Annotated in this window: 19 protein-coding genes; 15 read left to right on the top strand and 4 right to left on the bottom strand. The window is 46.1% G+C overall.

What is annotated here, in order from left to right; all coding sequences use genetic code 11:
* The first annotated feature begins 59 nt into the window (after nt 1-59).
* The gene (locus tag ABS362_RS00800) at nt 60-353 is read left to right on the top strand and encodes a hypothetical protein (protein WP_350410148.1); all 294 of its coding nucleotides are present in this window, start codon (nt 60-62) and stop codon (nt 351-353) included.
* 293 nt (nt 354-646) lie between these two features.
* Here ABS362_RS00800 and ABS362_RS00795 read toward each other — a convergent pair whose 3' ends face one another.
* Both ABS362_RS00795 and ABS362_RS00790 read right to left on the bottom strand, forming a co-directional pair.
* On the bottom strand, nt 647-1150 hold the full coding sequence (locus ABS362_RS00795; RefSeq protein ID WP_350410147.1) for a hypothetical protein: 504 nt from the start codon (nt 1148-1150) through the stop codon (nt 647-649).
* A 58-nt stretch (nt 1151-1208) separates the two neighbouring features.
* Nucleotides 1209-1643 (bottom strand): OsmC family peroxiredoxin, encoded by a 435-nt coding sequence (locus tag ABS362_RS00790; RefSeq protein ID WP_350410145.1) that lies wholly within the window; start codon nt 1641-1643, stop codon nt 1209-1211.
* A gap of 169 nt (nt 1644-1812) precedes the next feature.
* Here ABS362_RS00790 and ABS362_RS00785 point away from each other — a divergent pair, with 169 nt between their 5' ends.
* The 5 genes from ABS362_RS00785 (at nt 1813) to ABS362_RS00765 (ending at nt 8060) form a co-directional block, all read left to right on the top strand.
* Nucleotides 1813-3312 carry a GH3 auxin-responsive promoter family protein gene (locus tag ABS362_RS00785; protein WP_350410144.1) on the top strand — a complete coding sequence of 500 codons (1500 nt, stop codon included), beginning with the start codon at nt 1813-1815 and terminating at the stop codon, nt 3310-3312.
* A gap of 591 nt (nt 3313-3903) precedes the next feature.
* On the top strand, nt 3904-5064 hold the full coding sequence (locus ABS362_RS00780; RefSeq protein WP_350410143.1) for a 1-deoxy-D-xylulose-5-phosphate reductoisomerase: 1161 nt from the start codon (nt 3904-3906) through the stop codon (nt 5062-5064).
* A 49-nt stretch (nt 5065-5113) separates the two neighbouring features.
* Nucleotides 5114-6427 (top strand): RIP metalloprotease RseP, encoded by a 1314-nt coding sequence (rseP, locus tag ABS362_RS00775; RefSeq protein WP_350410141.1) that lies wholly within the window; start codon nt 5114-5116, stop codon nt 6425-6427.
* 11 nt (nt 6428-6438) lie between these two features.
* Nucleotides 6439-7551 carry a LysM peptidoglycan-binding domain-containing protein gene (locus tag ABS362_RS00770; RefSeq protein WP_350410140.1) on the top strand — a complete coding sequence of 371 codons (1113 nt, stop codon included), beginning with the start codon at nt 6439-6441 and terminating at the stop codon, nt 7549-7551.
* A gap of 8 nt (nt 7552-7559) precedes the next feature.
* Nucleotides 7560-8060, top strand: coding sequence for a DUF6702 family protein (locus ABS362_RS00765; RefSeq protein WP_350410138.1), 501 nt, complete (start codon nt 7560-7562; stop codon nt 8058-8060).
* On the opposite strand, the gene ABS362_RS00760 is transcribed toward ABS362_RS00765, so the two are convergent.
* Complete coding sequence (locus ABS362_RS00760; RefSeq protein WP_350410136.1) at nt 8057-8809, bottom strand: DUF4184 family protein; 753 nt, start codon at nt 8807-8809, stop codon at nt 8057-8059. The genes ABS362_RS00765 and ABS362_RS00760 overlap by 4 nt on opposite strands.
* Before the next feature lie 14 nt (nt 8810-8823).
* The gene (locus ABS362_RS00755) at nt 8824-10803 is read right to left on the bottom strand and encodes an OmpA family protein (RefSeq protein ID WP_350410134.1); all 1980 of its coding nucleotides are present in this window, start codon (nt 10801-10803) and stop codon (nt 8824-8826) included.
* A gap of 226 nt (nt 10804-11029) precedes the next feature.
* Here ABS362_RS00755 and lon point away from each other — a divergent pair, with 226 nt between their 5' ends.
* The 9 genes from lon (at nt 11030) to ABS362_RS00710 (ending at nt 24172) form a co-directional block, all read left to right on the top strand.
* Nucleotides 11030-13519, top strand: a complete 2490-nt coding sequence (gene lon, locus ABS362_RS00750) for an endopeptidase La (RefSeq protein WP_350410132.1) — start codon at nt 11030-11032, stop codon at nt 13517-13519.
* 202 nt (nt 13520-13721) lie between these two features.
* Complete coding sequence (gene porQ / locus ABS362_RS00745) at nt 13722-14765, top strand: type IX secretion system protein PorQ (protein WP_350410130.1); 1044 nt, start codon at nt 13722-13724, stop codon at nt 14763-14765.
* Nucleotides 14766-14817: 52 nt separating this feature from the next.
* Nucleotides 14818-16209: an ATP-dependent protease ATPase subunit HslU gene (gene hslU, locus ABS362_RS00740; RefSeq protein ID WP_350410129.1), complete on the top strand. Its 1392-nt coding sequence runs from the start codon at nt 14818-14820 to the stop codon at nt 16207-16209.
* Between the two features lie 246 nt (nt 16210-16455).
* The gene (locus ABS362_RS00735; protein ID WP_350410128.1) at nt 16456-18408 is read left to right on the top strand and encodes a DUF3858 domain-containing protein; all 1953 of its coding nucleotides are present in this window, start codon (nt 16456-16458) and stop codon (nt 18406-18408) included.
* Between the two features lie 183 nt (nt 18409-18591).
* The gene (locus ABS362_RS00730; protein WP_350410127.1) at nt 18592-19320 is read left to right on the top strand and encodes an SDR family NAD(P)-dependent oxidoreductase; all 729 of its coding nucleotides are present in this window, start codon (nt 18592-18594) and stop codon (nt 19318-19320) included.
* 202 nt (nt 19321-19522) lie between these two features.
* On the top strand, nt 19523-19942 hold the full coding sequence (locus tag ABS362_RS00725; RefSeq protein WP_350410126.1) for an IS1/IS1595 family N-terminal zinc-binding domain-containing protein: 420 nt from the start codon (nt 19523-19525) through the stop codon (nt 19940-19942).
* Nucleotides 19943-20809: 867 nt separating this feature from the next.
* Complete coding sequence (locus tag ABS362_RS00720) at nt 20810-22156, top strand: hypothetical protein (RefSeq protein WP_350410125.1); 1347 nt, start codon at nt 20810-20812, stop codon at nt 22154-22156.
* Nucleotides 22157-22187: 31 nt separating this feature from the next.
* Complete coding sequence (locus ABS362_RS00715; protein ID WP_350410123.1) at nt 22188-22451, top strand: DUF4212 domain-containing protein; 264 nt, start codon at nt 22188-22190, stop codon at nt 22449-22451.
* Nucleotides 22452-22480: 29 nt separating this feature from the next.
* Nucleotides 22481-24172, top strand: coding sequence for a sodium:solute symporter family protein (locus ABS362_RS00710; RefSeq protein WP_350410121.1), 1692 nt, complete (start codon nt 22481-22483; stop codon nt 24170-24172).
* Nucleotides 24173-24283: the final 111 nt, after the last annotated feature.

Here is a 24283-nt window from a genome sequence, read left to right as displayed (position 1 = left end):
GCTATAGTTGCTGAAACTATAGCCCCGGTTTGTTTTAGCAACTATAGCAACAGATAATTATGGCGCCCTGGATTGCAGTAAGAAGACAAACTATAATATTCTTCACCTACTTTTTACTTAGTTCTTTGTTCCTGTTCAACCATGCAGGCGGAGCAGATATACTATTTATGATGCTGTTATATTTGGCAGTACTCATACATCTTATAGTAACTATAGTTAAAGTTATCCGCAAGAGATGGTTTGTAACTGATCTACTTACATTAATTGCATTTATAGTTCTGCTGGTACTTCTTCTAAGACATTACCTGGAGTTTATGTGGTGGTTTACTTCATCTTTGAAAGGAAGCAATTAAGGTAGACTTGTCATTTCTTGTATCGAACTATATTTGGGCTGCTGGCCCGTGGGCAAATTTCTGCAATCGTAAGTCATCCCCCTACCCCCTTCAAAGGGGGACTTTATCTCATGACGTAAAACTATAGTTTTGAATTACGCATTGCTGAGTGTCCCCCTTGGGGGTAGGGGCCCTCGACAAAGAAGGGGGTAGGGGGATGACCACGGTTTAGGAGATTTTTAAAGACCCGTCATCAAAAAAAACGGGCTATACTTTTACCAAGTATAGCCCGATCTCTTATAGTTATTAACCTGTTAGTTATTACTTGCTTCCGTTACTTCAAAGCCATGCTGCGTGCCCAGGTCCCGAACTTTGCCTTTGATCTTCTCTTTGTCGCGGCGCTTACGCACCTGCTTCAGGTCAAAGTAAGTTTGAGTATCGTTCTTTTCAGTAACTCGTAACGCCAGCGGCGAAATATGTACTGCTTTTATTTCAGGGATGGCGACCAGGTGCTTTGGTCGGAAAACACCATGCTTGCGAACAATATACTCCGGCGTAACTTCAATGTAAGACTGAAATCCGAAAATAGAAGTGTTCTGAAGTATCACGTAAACCAGAAAAGCCATCGCTAACCCAAAGAAAGCATAGAACAGGTAAGAATCGCCGGCAGATCTGTCTGAGAAGGCCAGCATAGCAGCCCAAACCACCCACAACAACGTGAGCAGGAGCTGAATAGAGAACGACAGCTTTGCGCTGCGCGAAGGACTTAACTGAATAAATAACGACGATCGTGCACTGCTACTGCCAGATGCTGCCATGCCATACTGTTTTGGTGGAACATAATGCCTTTTTTACGGGCTAGTGCAAGATAATAAATTATTCTGTAAGTGTAGCGTTCACCGTAATTTCAGGTACTGCAGCCAGCGCTTTCGAAACCGGGCAGCCTGCTTTGGCATCTTTCACCAACTGCTGAAAATCAGCGTCCTGCATGTTAGGAACCTTGCCTTCTACTGTCAGTTCTATTTTAAGTATAGTTGGTGCACCGTCTTTTTCGCCTAAGGTTACATCGGCGTTGGTTTTAATATAATCAGCCTTCAGGTCTTTCTTGTCAATCAAAGCGCTCAGGAACATCGAAAAGCAACCCGCATGCGCTGCTCCGATCAGTTCTTCGGGTGAGGTAGCCTTGGTGTCGTCGCCGAAACGGGATGCAAAGGAGTAGCCTGTTTTTACATTGCCACGGCCGGTTTCAAATTCGCCGGAGCCTTCTTTCAGGCTGCCATTCCACTGGGCTTTTGCTTTGTGCTGTCTCATAAATATGGTATTGTTTGATTAAAGTATAGAATTAAGTTTATGGCTATAAGGTACTCTATAATCCCGTATTTTGTTGGTTTTGCTTTTACAATATGTGGATTAAGTAAGGCAACCCTATAACTTTAACTGATAACTGCCTATATTTACCAACTATAAACAGCAGCAATGTATGGGTTTAAAAGCGTGGTTGAGTAAATATCTGGCAGCATATGTGCATAAAAAGCAGCAACACTGGATACAGCATCCGGTGCAGGCGCAAGAGGCAGTTTTTAGTAATATAATCTCTGGTGCAAAACAAACAGTTTTTGGCCGCGACCATCGATTCGAAACTATACACTCCCATGCTGATTTTGTAAAAGCTGTGCCCGTGCGCGATTATGAAGGCCTTAAAAGCTATTTCAACCGCATTAAGCAGGGCGAGGCCGATATTACCTGGCCGGGCATGCCGATCTACCTGGCTAAAACATCCGGCACTACGTCGGGCACCAAGTACATTCCTATTACCAAAGACTCTATCCCGAACCATATAAACGGCGCTAAAAATGCCTTACTAGCTTATATTCACGAAACCGGTAACTCCAAGTTCCTTGATGGCAAGCTGATCTTTCTGTCGGGGAGCCCGGTGCTGGAAGAGATAGGTGGTATTAAGACCGGCCGGTTGTCTGGTATAGTTAACCATCATGTGCCCGGTTACCTGCGCACCAACCAGTTGCCAAGCTACGACACCAACTGCATCGAGGACTGGGAAACAAAGCTGGACCAGATCATTGAAGAAACTATAGATCAGAATATGACGCTCATTTCGGGCATACCGCCGTGGGTACAGATGTATTTTGATAAGCTGATGCGCCAGACTGGTAAACAGATAAAAGATATCTTCCCGAACTTTTCGCTGTTCGTGTATGGTGGCGTAAACTTTGAGCCTTACCGGAAAAAGATGTTCGAGTCGATTGGCCGACATGTGGATAGCATTGAAACTTTTCCGGCGTCGGAAGGCTTTTTTGCTTACCAGAACGAACAGAACGACAAAGGGCTTTTGCTGCTGCTGGACGCTGGTATTTTCTATGAATTTATACCTGTAGAAGAATATTTTAACGAAAACCCGACCCGCTTAACGATCGGAGAAGTAGAACTGGGTAAGAATTACGCACTGGTTATAAGCAGCAATGCCGGCCTTTGGGGTTACTCTATTGGCGATACCGTTAAGTTTACCAGCTTAAAACCGTATAAGCTTATAGTTTCCGGTCGTATCAAGCACTTTATTTCTGCTTTTGGTGAGCATGTTATCGGTGAGGAAGTGGAGAAAGCCATGCAACTGACCATGAAGCGCTTTCCATCTGTAGAGTTGGTGGAGTTTACGGTGGCACCTTATGTAAGCAACGGCGAAGGCGAGTCGTACCACGAGTGGCTGATCGAGTTCTCGAAGGCGCCGAACAACTTTGATGATTTTGAAAAAGAGCTGAACCAGCAACTTCAGAAACTTAACAGTTATTATGATGATCTGATAAGCGGTCATATTTTAGCGAACCTGAAAGTACGTGTTTTGCCACTTGGTACGTTCCGGAACTACATGAAGTCGCAGGGCAAACTGGGCGGCCAGAATAAAGTGCCGCGCTTAAGCAACGACCGGGTGCTGGCAGAAGGATTGATCAAAGTAGCAAGTGCATAATTGTGGGTGCTTGTTAACCCATCCCTGCCCCTCCCAAGAGGGGAATTTCCGCCCTTGCTATAGTTCAGTTTATAGTTCTATAGTTGACGGTATAATGCGGACAGGGCGCGACCTGTCCGCACGGAACTATAGCCACGATAAATATCGGAGGTTATCTTTTCAAACTATAGAAAAGCTTTGCTATGCGAAACTTCTCAGTCTTTGGGTTGAGCGCCTTTGATTTGTTGCGGTGGCGCAGCCAACCCGAGGTACGAGGGTAGCTTCAAATCAGCAGCGCGATGCCCGAAGGCGGGGCCTCCCGGCCGTGAGGGCACCAAAGCTGGATTGAAACTATAGGTAAGTAAAGCTCCCAGGATTAGAAGCAGTTTGAAACGATGGCTTGGTTCAAGTTGAAAGTCGATTCAACTATAGAACATTAGACGCTAGCAGGAGCTGCGCACACTGCTAGGTCTTTCAACTATAGGACATAGAAGATCCCTCGGCTAACGCTCGGGATGACGGATTAAAAGAAGTAGAACTATAGTTGATTAATATAAAACCAGAAATGACATCAAAAGACATTAAATTCGTCTTCTGATTTATAAACAGATAATGAAAAGAATTGCCATACTCGGTTCAACAGGCTCTATAGGCACGCAGGCGCTGGAAGTGATAGCCGCCAACCCAGACAGCTTTGAACTGGAAGTAATAACCGCTTACAGCAACACTGATTTACTTATCGAACAGGCGTTGCTGTTTAAACCCAATGTGGTCGTAATTGCCCGCGAAGACCTGTATCCTATAGTTCGGGATGCCTTGCAAAACGAAGACATTAAGGTTTACGCCGGTGCCAATGCGCTTTGCTCAGTAGTAGAGATGGGTACCGTGGATATGGTTCTTACGGCGATGGTAGGTTATGCAGGACTTCAGCCAACTATACGCGCCATACAAGCCGGTAAAGAAATAGCCTTAGCCAACAAAGAAACGCTGGTAGTAGCCGGACAACTGATAACCGAACTTGCCCGCGAAAAAGGCGTGAATATTTACCCGGTCGATTCAGAGCATAGCGCTATTTTCCAGTGTTTGACAGGAGAGTTTCATAACCCGATCGAAAAGATCATCCTTACGGCTTCCGGTGGTCCGTTCAGAGGGCGAACTATAGAAGAGCTGCAATACGTAACCAAAGTGCAGGCCCTGAAACACCCGAACTGGGATATGGGCGCCAAGATAACAATAGATTCTGCCAGCCTGATGAACAAAGGCCTGGAAGTGATTGAGGCAAAATGGCTTTTCGGTTTGAGCAACGACCAGATCGACGTAGTGGTGCATCCGCAGTCAATCATTCACTCGCTTGTGCAGTTCCAGGATGGCTCTATAAAAGCGCAGCTTGGCCTGCCTGATATGAAATTGCCTATTCAGTACGCCATGGGTTACCCTAACCGTTTGAAGTCTGACTATCCACGATTCAACTTCTTGGATTACCCACAACTGACTTTTGAGCAGCCTGACCTGAAGACGTTCCGAAATTTACAGTTAGCTTTTGATGCCATGGCGCAGGGCGGTAATATGCCTTGTATCCTGAACGCAGCCAACGAAATTGCGGTAGGAGCATTCCTGCGCGATGAGGTTGGTTTTCTGGAGATGTCGGACCTGATCGAAAGCTGTATGGCAAAAGTTACGTATATTGCGCATCCTTCTCTCTCCGACTATGTTGAAACAGACAGGGAAACCCGCTTACTGGCCACTGATTTTGTGAAAAACAAAACTGTTTAGCCGGTCACTGGTTCTTTAACACAAACTATACTTGCATATTTTTTCTTAGATGGACATAGTAATCATGGTTGCCCAGCTTATTCTGGGCCTTACAATTTTAGTTGGTTTACACGAGTTGGGGCACATGCTCACGGCAAAGTGGTTTGGAATGCGCGTAGAAAAATACGCAATCGGTTTCCCTCCCAAGGTTTTCAGTAAAAAGATAGGCGAAACAGAGTATATGCTGGGCCTTATCCCGTTAGGTGGTTTTGTGAAGATATCCGGTATGGTGGATGAATCGATGGACACAGAAGCCTTGAAAGAAGAGCCGAAACCATGGGAATTCAGAGCTAAACCAGCCTGGCAGCGCCTGATTGTGATGATGGGCGGTATTATTGTAAACGTGATCACTGGTATCGTTATCTATATTTTCCTGACTTATAACTATGGCGAAAGCTACCTGCCTGCCCAGGAAGTAAAATATGGCGTAGTGCCAAACGAGATCGGTAAAGAGATCGGTTTTCAGACTGGCGACAAGATCGTGGCAGTAAACGGCAAGCCGCTGGAGAAATTTAACGATGTTTATTCGCTGGATGCCCTTTTAGACCGCGGTTCTTTTTATACAGTAGAGCGCAACGGCGAGCAGGTAAAAATACCTGTCCCGGTTGATCTGATGGATAAGCTGGCTGATAAGGAAGAGCGTATGCTTTTCGTGCAGCCTCGTCAGCCATTTATGGTTGATATGGTGGTGGCAGGAAGCAATGCCGCTGATGCCGGTTTAAAGGCAGGCGATTTTATACTTTCGGTTAACGGTCAGGGAGCTCGTTTCTTTGATGAGTTTAAGCAACTGCTGGAAAAAAATGCCGGCAAGCAGATAACCATGAAAGTAGAGCGTGGCGAAGAAATTGTGGACCTGAAAGCACAAGTAGAGGCAGACGGAACGATCGGTTTTCAGCAAAAACCATTGCTTAACTATGCTACAAAAGAATACAGCATCGGGGAGGCCATCCCGGCAGGTACCGAGCAGGCCTTTGGTGTAATTACAGCTAACCTTAAAGGCTTTGGCAAGATATTCCGTGGTGAAGTAGATGCCTCAAAAGCAGTGAGCGGACCGATAGGCATTGCGCAGATCTTTGGCGATACCTTTAACTGGTACAAGTTCTGGTCTATTACGGCTATGCTATCTATGGTGCTGGCTTTCATGAACTTTCTGCCAATTCCGGCGCTGGATGGCGGTCACGTGATGTTCCTGACGTACGAAATGATAAGCGGTCGCAAACCGTCGGATAATTTTTTAGAGAACGCCCAGAAAGTGGGTATGGTATTGTTGTTAGGCTTAATGGCTTTTGCTATATTTAACGATGTGTTCAAATTGATCTTCTAAAAAGATTCCAAATGAAAGCCCTCGTTACGCTTATTTTTACCAGTGCCTTTTTTCTTTTTGCCTTTACATTAGCCACTGCCAACCCGGCAGCCCGGCTGCAAACTATAACCAAAAACGCTGTCGCCGTGCAAAGCGACAGCGTTTACATGGTACAGGAAGGCGACACCTACTATAGCCTTTCGCGTCGCTTCCAGGTTCCACTCGACTCTCTTCAGAAATGGAACAACAACCTGTTACAAATAGGGCAGACACTCTACCTTAAAAACCCTGCAAAGTCTAAAACTATAGTTTCGGCCAAGCCTGCTGCTACACCAAAGCCAGTGGAAAAACCTGCACCTAAACAAACTATAGCTGTACCGGCAACAACACCTGTCAGTACATCAGCCTCTGTCTCACCGAAGCCAACTACGGCGGCCAGCAAAACAAAACAACGTGTATTGGTAGTGCCTTTCGATCCGCACCTTTACTTTTCAGATGCTGATGAAGAAATTGCACGGCAGTCTAAGATACCTCGCCAGGATGTGCGTTATGCTTTCCGTAACCGCTTGAATGCCATGCTGGCCCCTGAGGGTTACGAAACGATACATTTGCTGGGAGGAGTTTACCGCGACAGCGTGAGCGAACTGAGCAGGCTTTACAAATCGCTGAGCTATAGTTACCAGGATAACAAGAAATCGAGGTACAACACGCAGCCGGAAGTGGAAGAGCAGAAAGGCGGCGTACTGAACTGGGTGAATAACCAGAAAGAAAAGCTGGGAGCGGAGAAAGAGACCGGACCAGTGCCTGTATCAAAAGACCCGAACAAGCATTTTGGCGTGAAGGTAAAAGATCCAAATTTCTATAGTTACTTCAACAACCAGTATGGAATCGATTACTACGTGTTCATCAATCAGTTTGAAGTAAAGACCAACTATGAGAATTGCCTTGATAGAGCGGCTCTGAACTATGAGCGCGATTTTCTGGTTCATTATTCGATCTATAACAACAAAGGCGAACTGGTATCGGGTAATAAAGTAAAAGTACCTTACCACTCCAGCATGAACGATGTGCAGCGTATAGTTAGCGATAACATGCCAAACATGGCACAGCGCGTACTGGCCGACCTGCCGCCTTCTCACAGGTAATTACTAACATGAACTATAAATTTTTACTGATAGCCATAGTTTGCTTTCTGGCAAGTTCAGTAGCTATGGCCCACGATTATCACGCCAGCATAGCCGATATCAAATTTAACCCGCGTACGCAAAGCCTGCAGGTAGCCATTAAACTATTTACCGACGACCTGAAACATGCCCTTTCTAAAAGAAGCAACACAAAAGTGAGCTACGACCCGGCATCTGAAACTATAAAACAGCAGTTAGCCAGCTACATGGCCGCAACTATGAAATTTGAAGTGGCAAAAGGCAAACCCTTGAAGCAGCGTTTTGTTGGCTCTGAAGAAGATGCAGATGTGGTTTGGGTTTACTTTGAAGTGCCTGTACAGCAAGCTACGCTTTCTCAACTATACATCCATAACGCGGTGCTTACGGAACTTTTCGATGACCAGATGAATATCGTGAACCTGGACTATAAAGGCGAAATGCACAGCATGTTGTTTCAGAAAAGCGAAACAGGTAAAAAGCTGACTTTTTAATTGCGGCTGCTCCTGAAAAGGGAGTTCAGCTTATAAAGTATTCCCAGCAGGATAACAGCAAACAGATTACCAGTTAGGAAAGGAATGACCAGCTTTTCGAGGTTACTTGGGTCGATGCTCGATGGCAGTGCCAGTAACATGAATACCGCCCCCATAAAGCCGATCAATATCCAGTAAGGCAACCACGAAAACCATGTACTGCGCTTTATTTCTATAGCAGGCAGGGTGCTGAGGTACCAGCCAATGGCCGCAAACCCCACAAACGTACTGGTATGCTGAATAACCCTTGAAAGAGGCAATTCTATAAATCCCAGCGAAACAGGTGTCAGCAGGAAACTATAGTTCCGGACAAAGTATTCGTTGGCGTGTGTAAAGCTATCCCAAAAAAGGTGGGTGAAAGAGCCGATAAGCGCAGAGATAGCAAAAATGTGTCCGTTGCTCAATAAGTAGCTTCCGATCTTCACAGGCTTTACAGCCAATGCCCGCTCCCTAAAAAATTCCGGCAAATTTTTTATTACCTGTTCCCGCACTAAAACATGAAAAACGATAGCCAGAACTATAGCCATGGGCAGGTTGAATACAAAAAGTCCTTTTATAGAATGGCTGAGGGTGCCATAGCTGCGATAAGGTAAAAAGTAAGCAAAATCAGGGGCAATGCTGCCAACTATAAGTCCGGTAGTAGAGAACCAACGGCTTTTGAGGCGTAGCAGGGGCAGAATAAGAGCAGGGTGTGCGGCTGTAAAAGGCATAACGTAGTAACGCTTTATCGGCCGTTTCTGTCTGCCTTTTCGGGTTTAATTACTTTAAATTCTACGCGGCGGTTTATGCGGCGGTCATCTTCCGTCTTTTCTTCGCGCAGCGGTTTGGTGTTTCCAAAGCCAAACGATTCTATGCGGCCGCGCGCAATATTGCCCTGTTCCTCAATGTATTTCCGGATGGCGTCTGCACGGTCCTGCGAGAGGGCAAGGTTAAACTCCGGGTCGCCGGCGGCATCGGTGTGGCCCGAAATTTCGAGTTTAAAGGTTGGATGATCTACCAGGAAAAGCGCCACTTCGTCCAGGATCGGTTTCATCTCATCTTTTATATCTGACTGGTTCTGGTCAAACTCGATGTTCCGGAAAACCAAGGGCACACTATAGTCTATCAGCGTCGTCATCACCTTAAAGGCCGTGTCCTGCTCCAATGAGATTTCCCTTTCTATAGTAAAGAAATCCGGGCTCTGGATCAGCATCATGTATTTGGTATTGTCGATCAGGTCGAACTCGAACGTGCCATCCGGTCGAATGTATTTGGAGGATATCTCAATGCCATTTTCCAGGTCGATAACGGAGATCATGCCTGAAAGCGGTTTCTGGGTAACAGAGTCTAAAAGCGTTCCTTCAATTTTGGTTACGGCAAGCGGGTGCGCCTCCATCGGCAGCGGAAACGAGAAAAGGTCTAAGTTGTGCAGGTCGCTGGCTTCTGACCGGGCATAGTACAGGTTCTTCGATTTAGAGTCGATGGCAAAATAATACTCGCTGCCACGGCCGTTTACCAGAGGCCCGATGTTACGGGGTTCCTGCCACTGCCCACCAACCCGATATGTTTTGTAGATATCGAAATCGCCGAAGTTATATAGTTGCCCACGCGAGCTGAAGTATAAAACCTGGTAAAGCGGGTGGAAGAACGGGCTTACTTCGCTTTCGCGTGTGTTTATAACGGGGCCGGCATTTTCGGCTTTCTGCCACTCGCCTTTTTTGTTCTTGTAAGTATAGTAGATGTCGGATAAGCCAAAACCACCCAGCCTGTCAGATGCAAAGTAAATAGTGTCTTCGCTGGATGTTAAAGTTGGTTGTGAGTCCCAGGACGATGAATTTACACCGGCCCCGAGGTTCGTTATGTTCCCCCATTTTCCATCGGCCTGTTTGGTAGCTACATAAATATCGCAGTTGCCATACCCGTCCGGCGATTCGCAGCGGGCAAAGTAAAGCGTATTGCCATCGCGGCTCAGGCAGGCAGATCCTTCGTTATAAATACTGTTAATGGGCTTACCGAAAGATTGGGCCGCTTCCCAGTAACCGTTTTCCTGGCGGGAGTAGAAAAGGTCTTCGTTTGCGCGGCCGTTTATGCCTTGTGTGTTGCGCTGCGAAGTAAAGATCAGTACTTCGTCTTCAGAATTTATAGTTGGGCCGTAGTCTTCGAAAGGGGAGTTGATGGAGTTACCCATGTTCAGGTAAACACCTTTGGGCGGCTGAAACGAAGCGACAGACTTACGGTACTCCACCATCTCGTAATAATAGTTGAGGGGTACGTAGTAGTCTTTGGAGTTCTGCTCCAGCGAATCGTAGTAAGAATACACACGGCGAACATCGGAGCGGTGATGTTTCAGCACCATGCGGTAAAGTGCCTTTGCTTTGTCGGGCTGCCCTTGTTTTTCGAGTAGCTGCCCGAGGCGCCAGATAAGCGGCGTGTCTTTGTAAAAGTTTTCGATGCCGAAGTTGTTTACATACGCTTCGAGCAGTGGAAGGACTTCGTTGTAGCGACGTTTCTTTTCTAGCTTCTGTATCGTTGCTAGCTTTTTCGCGTCGTGGTAGTAGGGCGTTTTGTTCAGGTTCGGGAACGTGATCTGTACTTCCTGCTTAGGTGCCTTTTTGTGTATCTTTATACCTGACTTGTCATCGAGGGGTATGTGTTTATATTCCTGTGCCTGGCAAATGGCCGGCACAAGCATAAACAAAAACCCCAGCAGGTATGATCTATTCATTATCCATCTTGTTTTTCACCTGACGCTCAAAGATATTAATTTTGAACTATATTTTTGTAATGAAATAGCCGGGGTGTCACTTTATTTTAGGCAAAATACCTTATATCTTTAACGCTTGCTATTGCTGCAGGTATCTATAGTTGGCACAAGTCTTGACTATAGTACTGCAATTCAAAAAAAGCCATATGTGTGGCTTTTTTATGTCATTCTGGCATTGACACAAACCATGAAGTATACTTTGAATAACTTTCTGCATAACCTTTTGCTTAGCTCAGCTTCAGATAACGATAACGAAGAACTGATCCCGATCATCACGACAGACCCGGAAGAGGAAATACCTGCGGAGGAACTGCCGAGCGAGCTGCCGATACTTGCTGTTCGTAATACCGTGCTTTTTCCCGGCGTAGTGCTACCAATTACTGTTAGCCGCAAAAAATCGGTGCGGTTGGTGCGTAAAGCCTATAAAGGCGATAAAACGATAGGGGTTGTTGCCCAGAAAAATACCAACGCCGACGATCCGTCTCCCGAAGACCTGTTTAATGTAGGTACGGTTGCGCGCATATTAAAGGTGCTTGTGCTACCGGACGGCAATACAACCATCATTATACAGGGGCACAGCCGTTTCCAGATAGAAGAGATCACCCAGGAGGATCCTTACCTTACGGCCCGTGTTAGCTACTGCAAAGAGACCAACCTTAACAAGAAAAATAAGGAAGTAAAAGCGCTGGTGCAATCGCTGAAAGACGCGGCTGCCAAAATACTGAAACTGAACCCTGAGATACCACAGGAGGCACAGGTTGCTTTAGATAATATTGATAGCCCGAGTTTTCTGACGCATTTCCTGTCGAGTAACCTGAATGTGGAAGTGGCTCAGAAGCAGCAGCTTCTGGAGGTGAACGACGGGGCCGAACGCGGCACACAACTCCTGCAGCTTATGTTGCGCGAAGTACAGTTGCTTGAACTGAAGCAGGAGATCCATACCAAAGTACATACTGATATTGACCAGCAGCAGCGCGACTATTTTCTGCGCCAGCAGATAAAAGTACTGCAGGATGAACTTGGCCAGGAAAGCCCGGACCAGGAGATCGAGCGTTTCAGGGACCGTGCGGCCAAAAAGAAATGGCCTGAAGCTGTTGCCAAACATTTTAAGAAAGAAGTAGATAAACTGGCCCGCCTTAACCCGCAGGCTGCCGAATACCCTGTGGCTGTAAACTATATCGAGTTCCTGCTTGATTTGCCATGGGAAGACTATACCAAGGATAACTTTAACCTGAAGCGGACCAAAAAAATACTGGACGCTGACCATTATGGTCTGGAGAAGGTAAAGGAACGCATTCTGGAATACCTGGCCGTTCTGAAACTAAAGAACGACATGAAGGCGCCTATCCTTTGCCTTTACGGACCTCCGGGTGTTGGTAAAACTTCGCTAGGTCGTTCTATCGCTACTGCCTTAGGCCGTAAATATGTCAGAATGTCACTGGGTGGTGTTAGAGACGAAGCAGAAATTCGTGGACACCGCAGAACTTATGTTGGTGCCATGCCGGGCAAGATCATCAGCCAGATCAAAAAAGTAGGCTCGGGCAACCCGGTCATTATCCTGGATGAGATTGATAAGCTGGCCTCTGATTTCCGTGGCGACCCATCGTCGGCGTTGCTGGAAGTGCTTGACCCGGAGCAGAACCATACCTTTATGGATAACTACCTGGATGTGGAATACGACCTGTCTAAGGTCCTTTTCATAGCAACTGCTAACTCTCTGGATACGATACAGCCTGCCCTGCGCGACCGTATGGAGATCATCGAGCTGACTGGTTATACCATGGAGGAGAAGCTGGAAATAGCAAAACGCCACCTGGTACCAAAGCAGATAAAAGACCATGGCCTGGAAGAGGAAGATGTGAAGCTGCCAAAGGCTACGTTGCAGAAACTGATCGAAGATTATACCCGCGAATCCGGGGTTAGAAGTCTGGAGCGTAAAATAGGCCAGCTGGTAAGAAATACGGCTAAACTGAAGGCGATGGAAGAAGAATACAGCACGACCATCAAGCCGGAAGATGTTGTAAAGATCATGGGTTCTGAGATCTTCGATAAAGAGATCTACCAGGACTTTAGCACAGCTGGTGTAGTTACAGGCCTGGCCTGGACCTCGGTTGGTGGTGATATTCTTTTCGTGGAATCCATACTCAGCAAAGGGAAAGGCAAGCTAACCTTGTCTGGTCAGTTGGGTGATGTGATGAAAGAGTCTGCTGTGACAGCGCTGTCTCACTTAAAGGCACATTACCAGCTATTAGATATCGATTACCGCGTTTTTGACCAGTACGATCTGCATATCCACTTCCCGGAAGGCGCTGTTCCAAAAGACGGTCCATCGGCAGGTATTGCTATTTTTACGTCGATTGCCTCGGTTTATACGCAACGTAAAGTGCGCTCTAAACTGGCCATGACCGGTGAAATTACGCTTCGTGGTAAGGTGTTGCCGGTTGGTGGAATTAAAGAGAAGATACTGGCAGCCAAGCGTGCAGGTATTACCGATGTTATCCTGTGCCAGAAAAACCGCAAGGACATAAACGAGATACCAGCGCAGTACATAAAAGGCCTGACTATACACTATGTAGACCGCGTGGAAGAAGTTGTGAAGATCGCCCTGTTGAAAGAGAAAGTAAAGCACCCACTGGACCTGACTGTAACCGAAGACAGGAAAGTGGAGGTGGAGTAAGGTCTAATTTTGAATTTTGATTGAGTGAATGAGTGAATTTTGTTCTAAATTATAGTTGTCATTTCGAACATTCTTGAGGCGAGAGCCGAAGAGAACCAGCGTAGCTGAGAGAAATCTTAATCATACACATGACGGATCTTTTCTGATGGTGAGTTGACAGAAACATTCACTCAATCACACATCCACTCATTCAAAAATTATTATGAAATACACGGCTGCCCTTTTACTTTGTTTGCTGTTGAGCTTTCCGCTGGCGGCGCAGGTAGGAGGGCAGCGTGGCTTTACACACCTGGAGTTACCAACCAGTGCCAGGCAGGCCGCGCTCGGAGGTATAAACGTAAGCGCATTTGGGCATGATGTGAACATGGTAACCGCCAACCCGTCTTTGCTGAATGGTGAAATGGACCGCCAACTGAGTTTGAGTTATGTGGGTTACCTTGCAGATATAAAGCAAAGTAATTTAGCTTATGCCTTTAACCACGAAAAGCTGGGGCGCTGGGCCGCAACTATAAACTACCTGAACTATGGCGACTTTGTGCAACGCGATGCAACCGGCATGGAAGAAGGTACTTTTGCTGTGAACGACTACACGCTTAGTCTAACTCATGCCCGGCAAGCCGAAGCCTTTACCATTGGAGCTACCGCCAAGTTTGCAGTTTCAAGCATAGCAGGTAACAAAGCCGTTGGTTTATTGGCTGATGTGGGTGGTTTGTTCAGGCACCCGGAACGCGATCTTACAGTTGGCCTGGCTTTTAAGAACATAGGTTACCAGGTAAAACCTTTTGATGACGGCGAACGACAGGCGATGCCTTTTGATGCGCAACTTGGAGCCAGCTATAAACCTGAACACATGCCGGTGCGGTTATCCGTTACAGCACACCATCTTTACCAGTTCGACGTTGTGTATTTAGACCCGAATACCAAAGGCAGGTTGGATGCAAATGGCAATGAGATTGAGGAGGAGAAAACGGTAGGAGATAAGATCGCGCGCCATTTTGTAGTTGGTACGGAGTTTATTTTCAGTAAAAACTTTCAGTTGCGGGCCGGGTATAACCATTTGCGCCGTAAAGAACTCAGGTTGCAAAACAAAGCTGGTGGTGCAGGGTTTTCGTTGGGAGCTATGCTGCGGGTTCGGGCATTTGAGCTAAACTATAGCAGTGCCTTTTTTCATCCGTCGGGGGCAGGCCATTACGTAACTATAAGTACCGATACCGGCACCTTACTGAAACGTAAAAACACAGAATAACAACCGGTTGCTATAGTTGGCAGCCGCTTTATTTATACTTAAAAATTTAAAGATGTTAGATTCCTTAGAACATTTAACCCCAGCCCAGATCGTTGCGGAGCTGGATAAATATATTATCGGGCAGCAGGATGCCAAGCGTAACGTAGCCATTGCACTGCGTAACCGTTGGCGCCGCATGAATGCCGAAGAAAGTATCCGGAAGGAGATAATACCGAATAACATTCTGATGATAGGCGCGACCGGTGTAGGTAAAACAGAGATTGCCCGCCGCCTTGCCAAAATTGCAGATGCACCTTTCACCAAAGTGGAAGCGTCTAAGTTTACCGAAGTAGGCTACGTTGGCCGCGATGTAGAAAGCATGGTACGTGACCTGGTAGAGCAGTCGGTGAACATGGTGAAGACAAAAAAGAAAGAAGAAGTAAAGCAACGCGCCGCTGAAATTGTTGAAGATATTATCCTGGATGCCCTTATTCCACCAATTCAGGGGCGCTCTACTACGCCTATAAGCATGGCTGCACACCCCGACGCTATTCCGGATAGCGACTACGAACTGAATGAACGCACCCGCGAAAAATTCAGAGACAAGATCCGCAACGGTGAACTGGAAGACCGCAAGATCGAGATCAGGATTCAGCAGAGTGCTATGCCGGGCATGGGTGTAATGGGCCCGGGCATGGACGAAGCATCGATGATGAATATCCAGGAGATGATCAGTGGCATGATGCCCAAAAAGACCAAAAAGCGCAAAGTAACAATAGCCGAAGCCCGTAAGATCTTACTGGAAGAAGAAGCATCCAAGCTGATAGATATGGATGAAGTGAAGGAAGAGGCTATTTTCAAAGCTGAGAACTCCGGCGTTATTTTTATAGATGAGATTGATAAGGTTGCCAGTTCGAGCAACAAAGGCAGCGGACCGGATGTGAGCCGCGAAGGTGTGCAGCGCGACCTGTTGCCTATAGTTGAAGGGTCATCCGTAAATACAAAGTACGGCGTCATCAACACCGATCATATCCTGTTTATTGCAGCCGGTGCGTTCCATGTGGCCAAGCCTTCTGACCTTATTCCTGAGTTGCAAGGGCGTTTCCCAATTCGTGTAGAGCTGCAGAGCCTGACGAAAGATGATTTCTACCAGATCCTGAAATTTCCAAAGAACGCCCTTACCAAGCAATACGAAGCGTTACTTGCCTCAGAAAACGTGTCGCTTACCTTTAACGACGAAGCCCTCGACGAAATAGCAACTATGGCCTATGAGGTAAATGCTGAAGTAGAGAATATTGGAGCACGTCGTTTGCAAACTATCATGAGCCGCCTCCTGAACGATATACTGTTCGATGTGCCTGACAAGATTGGCGCAAACGCCCAAATACTGGTAACCCGCGAAATGGTGCGCGAAAAACTGGCAGGCATGGTGAAGAACCGCGACCTGAGCGAGTTTATACTATAGTTTGGGAGTTAGAGAGTTAAAGAGTTAGAAAGTTAGAAAGGTAAAGACCTGCTTACTGGCGCCGGCATCCAGCCGGTGACGAACAGTGGGCTAGAGTCTCCGGACTCGCTGGGATTACAACTATAGTTTACAGGCCGGCAGTTTTGCAAAAGCAGAGCTGCCGGCTTTTTTGTTTTTATAGTTTATTTATATTAGAAAACCTTATATTTATAGCTATAAACCATACATTAACCAACCGCCAGCACCTTGAAGACAACTTTTACCCTGCCAATTCTTTTAGCTATACTTTGCACGTTAAGTAGTCCCATCGTTTTTGCTCAGGCTCCCAGGTTCGGAGATATAAGTATGAGCGAAATGACCATGACAAACTATGAGCCGGATACCGCTGCTACGGCCGTAATACTCTCTGATTATGGCAGTTTAGAGATAGGTGGCCATATTTCTAATGGGTACGAGTATAAGCGTCATGTACGCATCAAAATTTTGAAAAAGACTGGCTACAAATGGGCTGATATAGAAATACCTTATACCAGTAACGGGCGAGTTTTTGAAAAAGTAATGTTTATCAAAGGGGTAACTTATAACCTTGTTAATGGAAAGATCAGAGAAGATAAACTGAAAGCAAATGATATATTTAATGAAGAGGTATACGATTACAAAGGCGTGAAGAAATTCACGTTACCTAATGTTAAAGTAGGTTCGGTAATAGAGTATTCTTATGTATTAAGTTCACCTTTTATATTTAATCTGGAAGGCTGGGTTTTTCAGTCAACAATACCAACTATACAGAGCGAGTACCGGGTTAAGGTGCCAGACTTCTTTGTATTTAAACAGGTTAAGCAAGGATCGCATCCGATTTACTCACCTGAGCAACTAGGACTCAAACATAATTTTAATCTGGAAGGTAACCGCTGGATTGCCAGGAATGTGCCTGCTATACAAGATGAGAGCTATGTAACCACCTTTAAAGATTATGTGACCAAGCTAGAGTTTGAATTGCATAAAATAAACTATCCTGATGGGAAAGAGAAGGTTATCACAGGGAACTGGCAGGAGTTTGTAGAAATTATTTCAAAAGATGAAAACTTCGGTGTGGCTCTTGAAGACAGTAATAAGTTCGAGAAGCCTATTGCTGAAATAAAGGACAAGTATAAAACTCCGGCAGAACAAATTACCGGCATTTATAACCTGGTAAAAAATAGCATGACCTGGAACAGGTATAACAGTTGGGAAGTAGATAAGTCGCTGGATGAGCTGTTTTACGGTGGTAAGGGCGATGCTGCTGATATTAATATGGTGCTTATTGGCATGCTGCGTGAGGCCGGTTTTGATGCCAATCCGGTTCTGATAAGTACACGCGCTCATGGCAAACCTTACAAGAATGCTCCGCTACACAGTAAATTTGATTATGTGATTGCCCAGGTAAAGACAACTGATTCCGAAATGTTGCTGGATGCCACAGAAAAAGAATTAATACCCGGGATGTTGCCTGTGCGTTGCTTAAACGGCGACGGGTATCTTGTAAAAGGTGCTGAATCTAAGTGGATTGCCATAACGCCCGGAGTAGCTTACAGTAACTATTTTGTAGGTAATTTAACCATAGATGAGTTGGGCAAACTGAGCGGCACCGGCCAGGAACTGCTGGATGGTTACAGTGCATTACCTGCAAGGCAAACTATAAAAGAAGACGGGATAGAGAAGTTTACCAGCAACTATAACAAGGGTTTTGGTAGCCTGCACACCTCTGGAGCTACCGTTACCTACCTGGATAGCCTGAACAAGCCTCTGACCATTAACTATAAGATCACCTCAGACAATGATAGCAATGTAACCCTGTTATACCTGAACCCGGTAATGGGACGTGGCGTCAAAGAAAATCCGTTTAAGCAACCAGTGCGCACTTACCCTGTAGATTTTGCAACACCTGTTAAAGAAACTATAGTGTGTAACATTAAAATACCTGCCGGCTGGAAAGTGGAAGAAGTGCCACAGAGTATAAATTTATCTTTGCCGGGTCGTGGCGCCACCTATACCTATATGGTGCAGCAAACCGGCGATATACTGATGATAGTAAGCAAGCTGAATGTGAACAAAATCATTTTTACGCCTGAAGAATATCCGCAACTACGAGAGCTTTACCACCAGGCAGTTGCCAAACATGCCGAACAGGTTGTGCTTAAAAAGGAAGTAGTCAACTAAACATCAGGAAGTAAATAGTAACTATAAAAGCCGGCAGTTTTGCAAAAGCAGAGCTGCCGGCTTTTGTTTTATAGTTCAGTTTTTATACTTTGACATCAGATTCAGAACCAACCTTTGTTTTGTTAAAATCCGTAACCCATAACTCTCAAACGCTTTAACTTTTAACGCTCTAACTATAAAACTGTGAATTACTATATCATAACCGGAACCAGCAAAGGCATTGGCAAAGCCATAGCAGAAGAACTACTGCAAGACGACAATAACCGTGTAGTTGGCGTTTGCCGCAACAGCACTATAAATCACCAGAATTACCGACATCAGCCATTAGATTTTTCGGATATACCGGCCGTGGAGCACAACCTGCAAAAAGTGTTTCTACCTTTTAAAGATGCTGAGAAACTTGTGCTGATAAATAATGCCGGTGTTTTAGGAGATATCGGCTATGTGGGAGAAGGTATGCCGAACGAGCGTTTCGAGTTTGTGTTTGATGTGAACGTGATCGTGCCTGCTATGCTGATGAACACGTTTCTGCAGGTATACCAGCAGCATCCGGCTGAGAAGCTTATTATTAATATTAGTTCAGGGGCAGGCAAATATCCGATTGATGGCTGGGCAAGTTACTGTGCATCCAAAGCAGCCCTGGATATGCTGTCACTAACTATACAAAAGGAACAGGACATGCGCGGCTCTGGCGTAAAAGTATATGCCCTGGCACCGGGTGTGGTAGATACGGCCATGCAGGAGAATATAAGGGAAGCCGATGCTGAGCGTTTCAGTACCGTAGAGAAATTCCGTAACTATAAAGCCAACAACGAACTGGCCCAGCCCGAAGATGTTGCCCACAAAATTATACAGTTCCTGCACAACACAGCCAACTATAACGATGTGGTAGTTGATGTGCGGAATATGTGAAGACCTGTGCATTACTTTTTAAAAGCCCAAAATTCAGCCTGACCGGTAAGGTCAGGCTTTTTTGTTAGCGTTAGTTATGGTGTAAGGCGCTGAACTATAGATTTATAAGTGGTAAATGCTTAAATAAGTTATTTTGCTAATTTGCTATAGTTATGCTAACTTGATATAGTTAATGTTGTGAAAGCTTTTATATCAGCTAGTTATGCGTAATCCAATGTGTCCGCAGTGCAGTGCCCAGCATGTTGTTAAAAGTGGAATCATAAAAGACAGGCAACGCTATCGCTGTAAAAAGTGTGGCTATTACTTTACAGTTAATAAAATAGGAAAGAGTATTGATAGCTATTATGTTACCAAGGCACTGCAGCTATATATTGAGGGGATAAGTTACCGCGAGATCGAACGCATCCTGGGTGTCAGCCACGTATCCATCATGAACTGGGTGAAGAAGTACAAGATTAAAGCCCCCGAACAAACCGAATACCATCCTACCTACAAGATACTGAACCACGCTGAGCTAGTGGAATACATGAAAAGCAGCGCCAACCTTAAGGGCGCCGGCATGATGATCACAGAGCTTGGAGATAAATACATGATGATCAAGTGGAAGCGGTTCCGGGATTGAGTTATAGGTTGGTTTTGGTAGCGTTAAACCCACCCCTGCCCCTCCCGGGAGGGAAATTACCCCTCACCCCAACCCTCTCCTAAAAACAGGAGAGGGAGTTTTTAAGCTCCAGCTATGGTTTGGCTATAGTTCTATAGTTCATGTTGGTCATCCCCCTGCCCCCTTCAAAGGGGGACTTTTCTGCTACTGCTATAGTTAAGTGGATCATTCTATAGCGATAGTTTGTGAGCGGACAGGTCGCGACCTGTCCCTACGGAATTATAACTACGATAAATCTCGAAGCTTGTCAACTCAGACTATAGTTAGGCGGTCACTATGCGAAAGATCTCAGTCTTTGGGTTGAGCGCCTTGTGAATATCTGGTGCCGTTAGGCATTGCGACGCAGGAGCAAAAGAGATTCGCACAGCGCGATGCCCAAAGACGAGGCCTCCCGGCCGTGAGGGCACCAAAGCTGGATTGAAACGATAGGCAACTAGAGCTCTCAGGATTGGAGGTAATTTGAAACTATAGCTTGATTCAGGTTCTTCGGTAACAACAACTATAGAACATCAGACACTAGCAGGAGCTGCGCACACTGCTAGGTCTTACAACTATAGGACACATAAGATCCCCCGGCTATTACTCGGGATGACAATAGAGAAACTATAGAACGCAGATTTCTCCTTTCGTCGAAATGACAAACTATGGGGCATAAAGGTCCCTCTGTTGTCGCTTGAGATGACAGTATTAACCTCCATTTTTTCTGCCTATACCAATTTACCAAAAATATATATTGTATTATCCATTTTATAAATTTCTGCATAAACTTATTTAACAAAACGGGGAAACAGCTGACCTCCTTTACTCACTATTAAATCCTGTAAGTCAATGAAAAAAATATTACAGATTGCGGTGGCAGGGCTGATGCTTTGCTGCATTAGTGGAGGAGCGTTCGCGCAAGGCTCCACGCTCTACGGCTCTGGGATAAAGGTGCCCCTAAATGAAGATGGCTCCAAATACATCCGTTTCATAACCTGGCATCAGGTATGGGTGCGCTATAACGAGAACAACGCTGGCTCTATAAGAAACCGTGAACTCCAGGACCATACATTTGATGTAGGCCTGCGTCGTTCACGGTTTTTGCTTTACTCCCAGATCTCACCTCGCTTTTTGATAGTGACCCACTTTGGTATTAACAACCAGAATGCGGTGAGTGGGGGCGTATCGGCAGCAGATGGCAAAAAGCCGCAGTTGTTTATGCACGATGCCTACACCGAATATAAAGTAGCCGGCGATTACCTGTCGGTGGGAGCAGGACTGCATTATTGGAACGGCATTTCGCGCATGACCAATGCCAGCACCCTCAACTTTATGACCATTGATGCGCCCATTATTAACTGGCCAACTATAGATGCCATAGACCAGTTTGCCCGCATGCTGGGCGTCTATGCAAAAGGTAAAGTTGGCAAACTCGATTACCGGGTTGCGCTTAACGACCCATTCGTGACCAACACCGGTGCTACTGATCCAACTGCCGCAGCAAACTATAATCCTGAGAACAACAAAAAAGTGTTTCAGGGTTACTTCAATTACCAGTTCATGGACCAGGAGTCGAACCTGCTGCCTTACATGGTGGGTACTTACCTGGGCACAAAAAAAGTATTTAACCTCGGCGCTGGCTTTCTGCATAACGGCGATGGTGCGTGGCGCTCCGAGATACGCAACGCAGGCCAGGATACAGTAACTATAAAATCTGATATTGACTTATTCGGCGTTGATGCTTTCCTGGATCTGCCACTTAACACAGATGCTGGCACAGCCCTTACCGCTTATGCCGTGTACTATAACTATGACCTTGGCAGAAACAACGTTCGCAGCATCGGCATCATGAACCCGGCCACTGGTGGTGGGGCACTTCGCGGAAATGCGTACCCAACTATAGGTACCGGCGACATTGCCTATGCACAGGTGGGTTACCTGTTACCTAAAAACCTGATGGGCGAAAAAGCTCGACTGCAACCATACGGTGCTTTCAGTTATGGCAGTTTTGAAGGCTTGCGCGATAGTAGCGGCGATAAAGTGCCGGTTAAGGTGCTGGATGTAGGGGCAAACCTGTTCCTGGAAGGGCATCACGCCAAATTTACACTTAACTACCGCAACCGCCCGGACTTTACCAACCCCAACGGCCTGACTTACAGACCTGAAATTACCTTACAGGCCATGATCTACTTATAAAAATACCTAACCCGACTAACCTTAAAACAACATGGAGAATAACAAAAACAGAATGCAGGAATACTGGCAGCGCAACGTGCGCATCCTGCTTATACTGCTGGGTCTTTGGTTTACAGTGTCGTACCTCTTCGGCATCCTGCTCGTGGACCAGCTCAATACCATACAGATGGGCGGCTTTAAACTTGGTTTCTGGTTTGCACAACAAGGCGCCATCTACTTTTTTGTGCTTATCATCTTCATTTATGTATGGCTGATGAACAAGCTAGACAGAGAGTTTGATGTACACGAAGATTAATTAACCCACAACTATAAAAATATAACAACATGAGCATTTTAGCATGGACTTACCTGATTGTGGGCTTAAGCTTTGCCTTGTACATCGGGATTGCGATCTGGTCGCGTGCCGGATCTACGAAAGAATTTTACGTGGCTGGTGGTGGCGTAAGCCCGCTTGCAAACGGAATGGCCACCGCTGCCGACTGGATGAGTGCTGCTTCGTTTATCTCAATGGCAGGACTTATCTCGTTTATGGGCTACGATGGCTCTGTGTACCTGATGGGCTGGACCGGTGGGTATGTATTGCTGGCCTTGCTGCTCGCCCCGTACCTGCGTAAGTTCGGTAAGTTTACTGTTCCTGATTTTGTGGGCGACCGCTACTATTCTAAAACAGCCCGCCTGGTAGCTGTGGTTTGCGCCATTTTTATCTCGTTTACCTATGTGGCCGGGCAGATGCGTGGGGTAGGTATTGTGTTCTCCCGTTTCCTGGAAGTACAGATTGAGACCGGTGTTATTATCGGTATGATCATAGTGCTGTTTTATGCGGTGCTAGGTGGCATGAAAGGCATTACTTACACACAGGTGGCGCAGTATTGTGTGCTGATCTTTGCGTACATGGTGCCTGCTATTTTCCTGTCGCTGATGCTGACTGATAACCCGGTTCCGCAGCTTGGTTTGGGAGGCAAACTACAGGATGGCACTTACCTGCTCGATAAACTGGATGGCATGCTGACGGAGCTTGGCTTTACAGCTTATACCGATGGCAGCAAATCGACTATAGATGTGTTTTTTATAACCGCTGCCCTGATGGTTGGTACGGCCGGTTTGCCTCACGTTATCGTTCGTTTCTTTACTGTTCCTAAAGTAAAAGATGCACGTATGTCTGCGGGGTATGCCCTGGTATTTATTGCCATACTTTACACTACTGCTCCTGCTATTGGTGCTTTTGGTATGTACAACATGCTGCAAACTACCAGTAACCGCGAAATAGCGTCGTTACCACAGTGGGTGTCTAACTGGCAGAAAACCAAACTGATCGGGTATGAAGATAAGAACGGTGATGGCCGCATACAGTATGTAAAAGACCCGGCTGTAAACGAACTGACGATAGATAAAGATATTATGGTGCTGGCTAACCCTGAAATTGCACAACTGCCGAACTGGGTAATTGCCCTGGTGGCAGCAGGTGGTCTGGCAGCAGCACTATCTACAGCAGCTGGTCTGTTGCTGGTTATCTCCACTTCCATCTCTCACGACCTGCTCAAAAAATCGTTTATGCCGGATATCACCGAAAAAAGTGAACTGATCGCTGCCCGTGTGGCCGCCACATTTGCGGTAGTAGTTGCCGGTTACTTTGGTATAAACCCTCCGGGGTTTGTGGCCGAAGTGGTGGCCTTTGCCTTTGGTCTGGCAGCAGCGTCGTTCTTCCCGGTCATCATTATGGGTATCTTCTCTAAAACCATGAACAAGCAGGGAGCTATCTGGGGCATGGTGACAGGCCTGGTATTTACTATCGCTTACATATCTTACTTTAAGTTCATCAACCCCGAAGCCAATAAACCAGAAAACTGGTGGTTCAGCATTTCGCCGGAAGGTATTGGTACACTGGGCATGGTACTCAACTTTATAGTTTCGTTTGTGATATCACGCTTCACACCGGCACCGCCAGCACACATCCAGGAGCTGATAGAAGATATCCGCATACCTCGCGGCGCAACTGAAGCAGTCGTGCATCATTAATGATTGAATTGTTAAATTGTTGACGGTTGAATTGTTGGATGGCTGGTTTTGTCGGCCATTCAACAATTACAACCTTTCAACTCTCTAACATTTTAACCTTCTAACTTTCTA

The organism is Pontibacter populi, from assembly GCF_040278685.1.
GTDB classification, from domain to species: domain Bacteria; phylum Bacteroidota; class Bacteroidia; order Cytophagales; family Hymenobacteraceae; genus Pontibacter; species Pontibacter populi.
The sequence above is the reverse complement of the archived record's forward strand: the minus strand, read 5'-3'. Positions and strand labels throughout refer to the sequence as shown.

Coding starts and splice junctions, on each gene's coding strand:
- ABS362_RS00800 (WP_350410148.1), top strand. CDS start 60: ATGGCGCCCTGGATTGCAGTAAGAAGACAAACTATAATATTCTTCACC.
- ABS362_RS00795 (WP_350410147.1), bottom strand. CDS start 1,150: ATGGCAGCATCTGGCAGTAGCAGTGCACGATCGTCGTTATTTATTCAG.
- ABS362_RS00790 (WP_350410145.1), bottom strand. CDS start 1,643: ATGAGACAGCACAAAGCAAAAGCCCAGTGGAATGGCAGCCTGAAAGAA.
- ABS362_RS00785 (WP_350410144.1), top strand. CDS start 1,813: ATGGGTTTAAAAGCGTGGTTGAGTAAATATCTGGCAGCATATGTGCAT.
- ABS362_RS00780 (WP_350410143.1), top strand. CDS start 3,904: ATGAAAAGAATTGCCATACTCGGTTCAACAGGCTCTATAGGCACGCAG.
- rseP (WP_350410141.1), top strand. CDS start 5,114: ATGGACATAGTAATCATGGTTGCCCAGCTTATTCTGGGCCTTACAATT.
- ABS362_RS00770 (WP_350410140.1), top strand. CDS start 6,439: ATGAAAGCCCTCGTTACGCTTATTTTTACCAGTGCCTTTTTTCTTTTT.
- ABS362_RS00765 (WP_350410138.1), top strand. CDS start 7,560: ATGAACTATAAATTTTTACTGATAGCCATAGTTTGCTTTCTGGCAAGT.
- ABS362_RS00760 (WP_350410136.1), bottom strand. CDS start 8,809: ATGCCTTTTACAGCCGCACACCCTGCTCTTATTCTGCCCCTGCTACGC.
- ABS362_RS00755 (WP_350410134.1), bottom strand. CDS start 10,803: ATGAATAGATCATACCTGCTGGGGTTTTTGTTTATGCTTGTGCCGGCC.
- lon (WP_350410132.1), top strand. CDS start 11,030: ATGAAGTATACTTTGAATAACTTTCTGCATAACCTTTTGCTTAGCTCA.
- porQ (WP_350410130.1), top strand. CDS start 13,722: ATGAAATACACGGCTGCCCTTTTACTTTGTTTGCTGTTGAGCTTTCCG.
- hslU (WP_350410129.1), top strand. CDS start 14,818: ATGTTAGATTCCTTAGAACATTTAACCCCAGCCCAGATCGTTGCGGAG.
- ABS362_RS00725 (WP_350410126.1), top strand. CDS start 19,523: ATGCGTAATCCAATGTGTCCGCAGTGCAGTGCCCAGCATGTTGTTAAA.
- ABS362_RS00720 (WP_350410125.1), top strand. CDS start 20,810: ATGAAAAAAATATTACAGATTGCGGTGGCAGGGCTGATGCTTTGCTGC.
- ABS362_RS00715 (WP_350410123.1), top strand. CDS start 22,188: ATGGAGAATAACAAAAACAGAATGCAGGAATACTGGCAGCGCAACGTG.
- ABS362_RS00710 (WP_350410121.1), top strand. CDS start 22,481: ATGAGCATTTTAGCATGGACTTACCTGATTGTGGGCTTAAGCTTTGCC.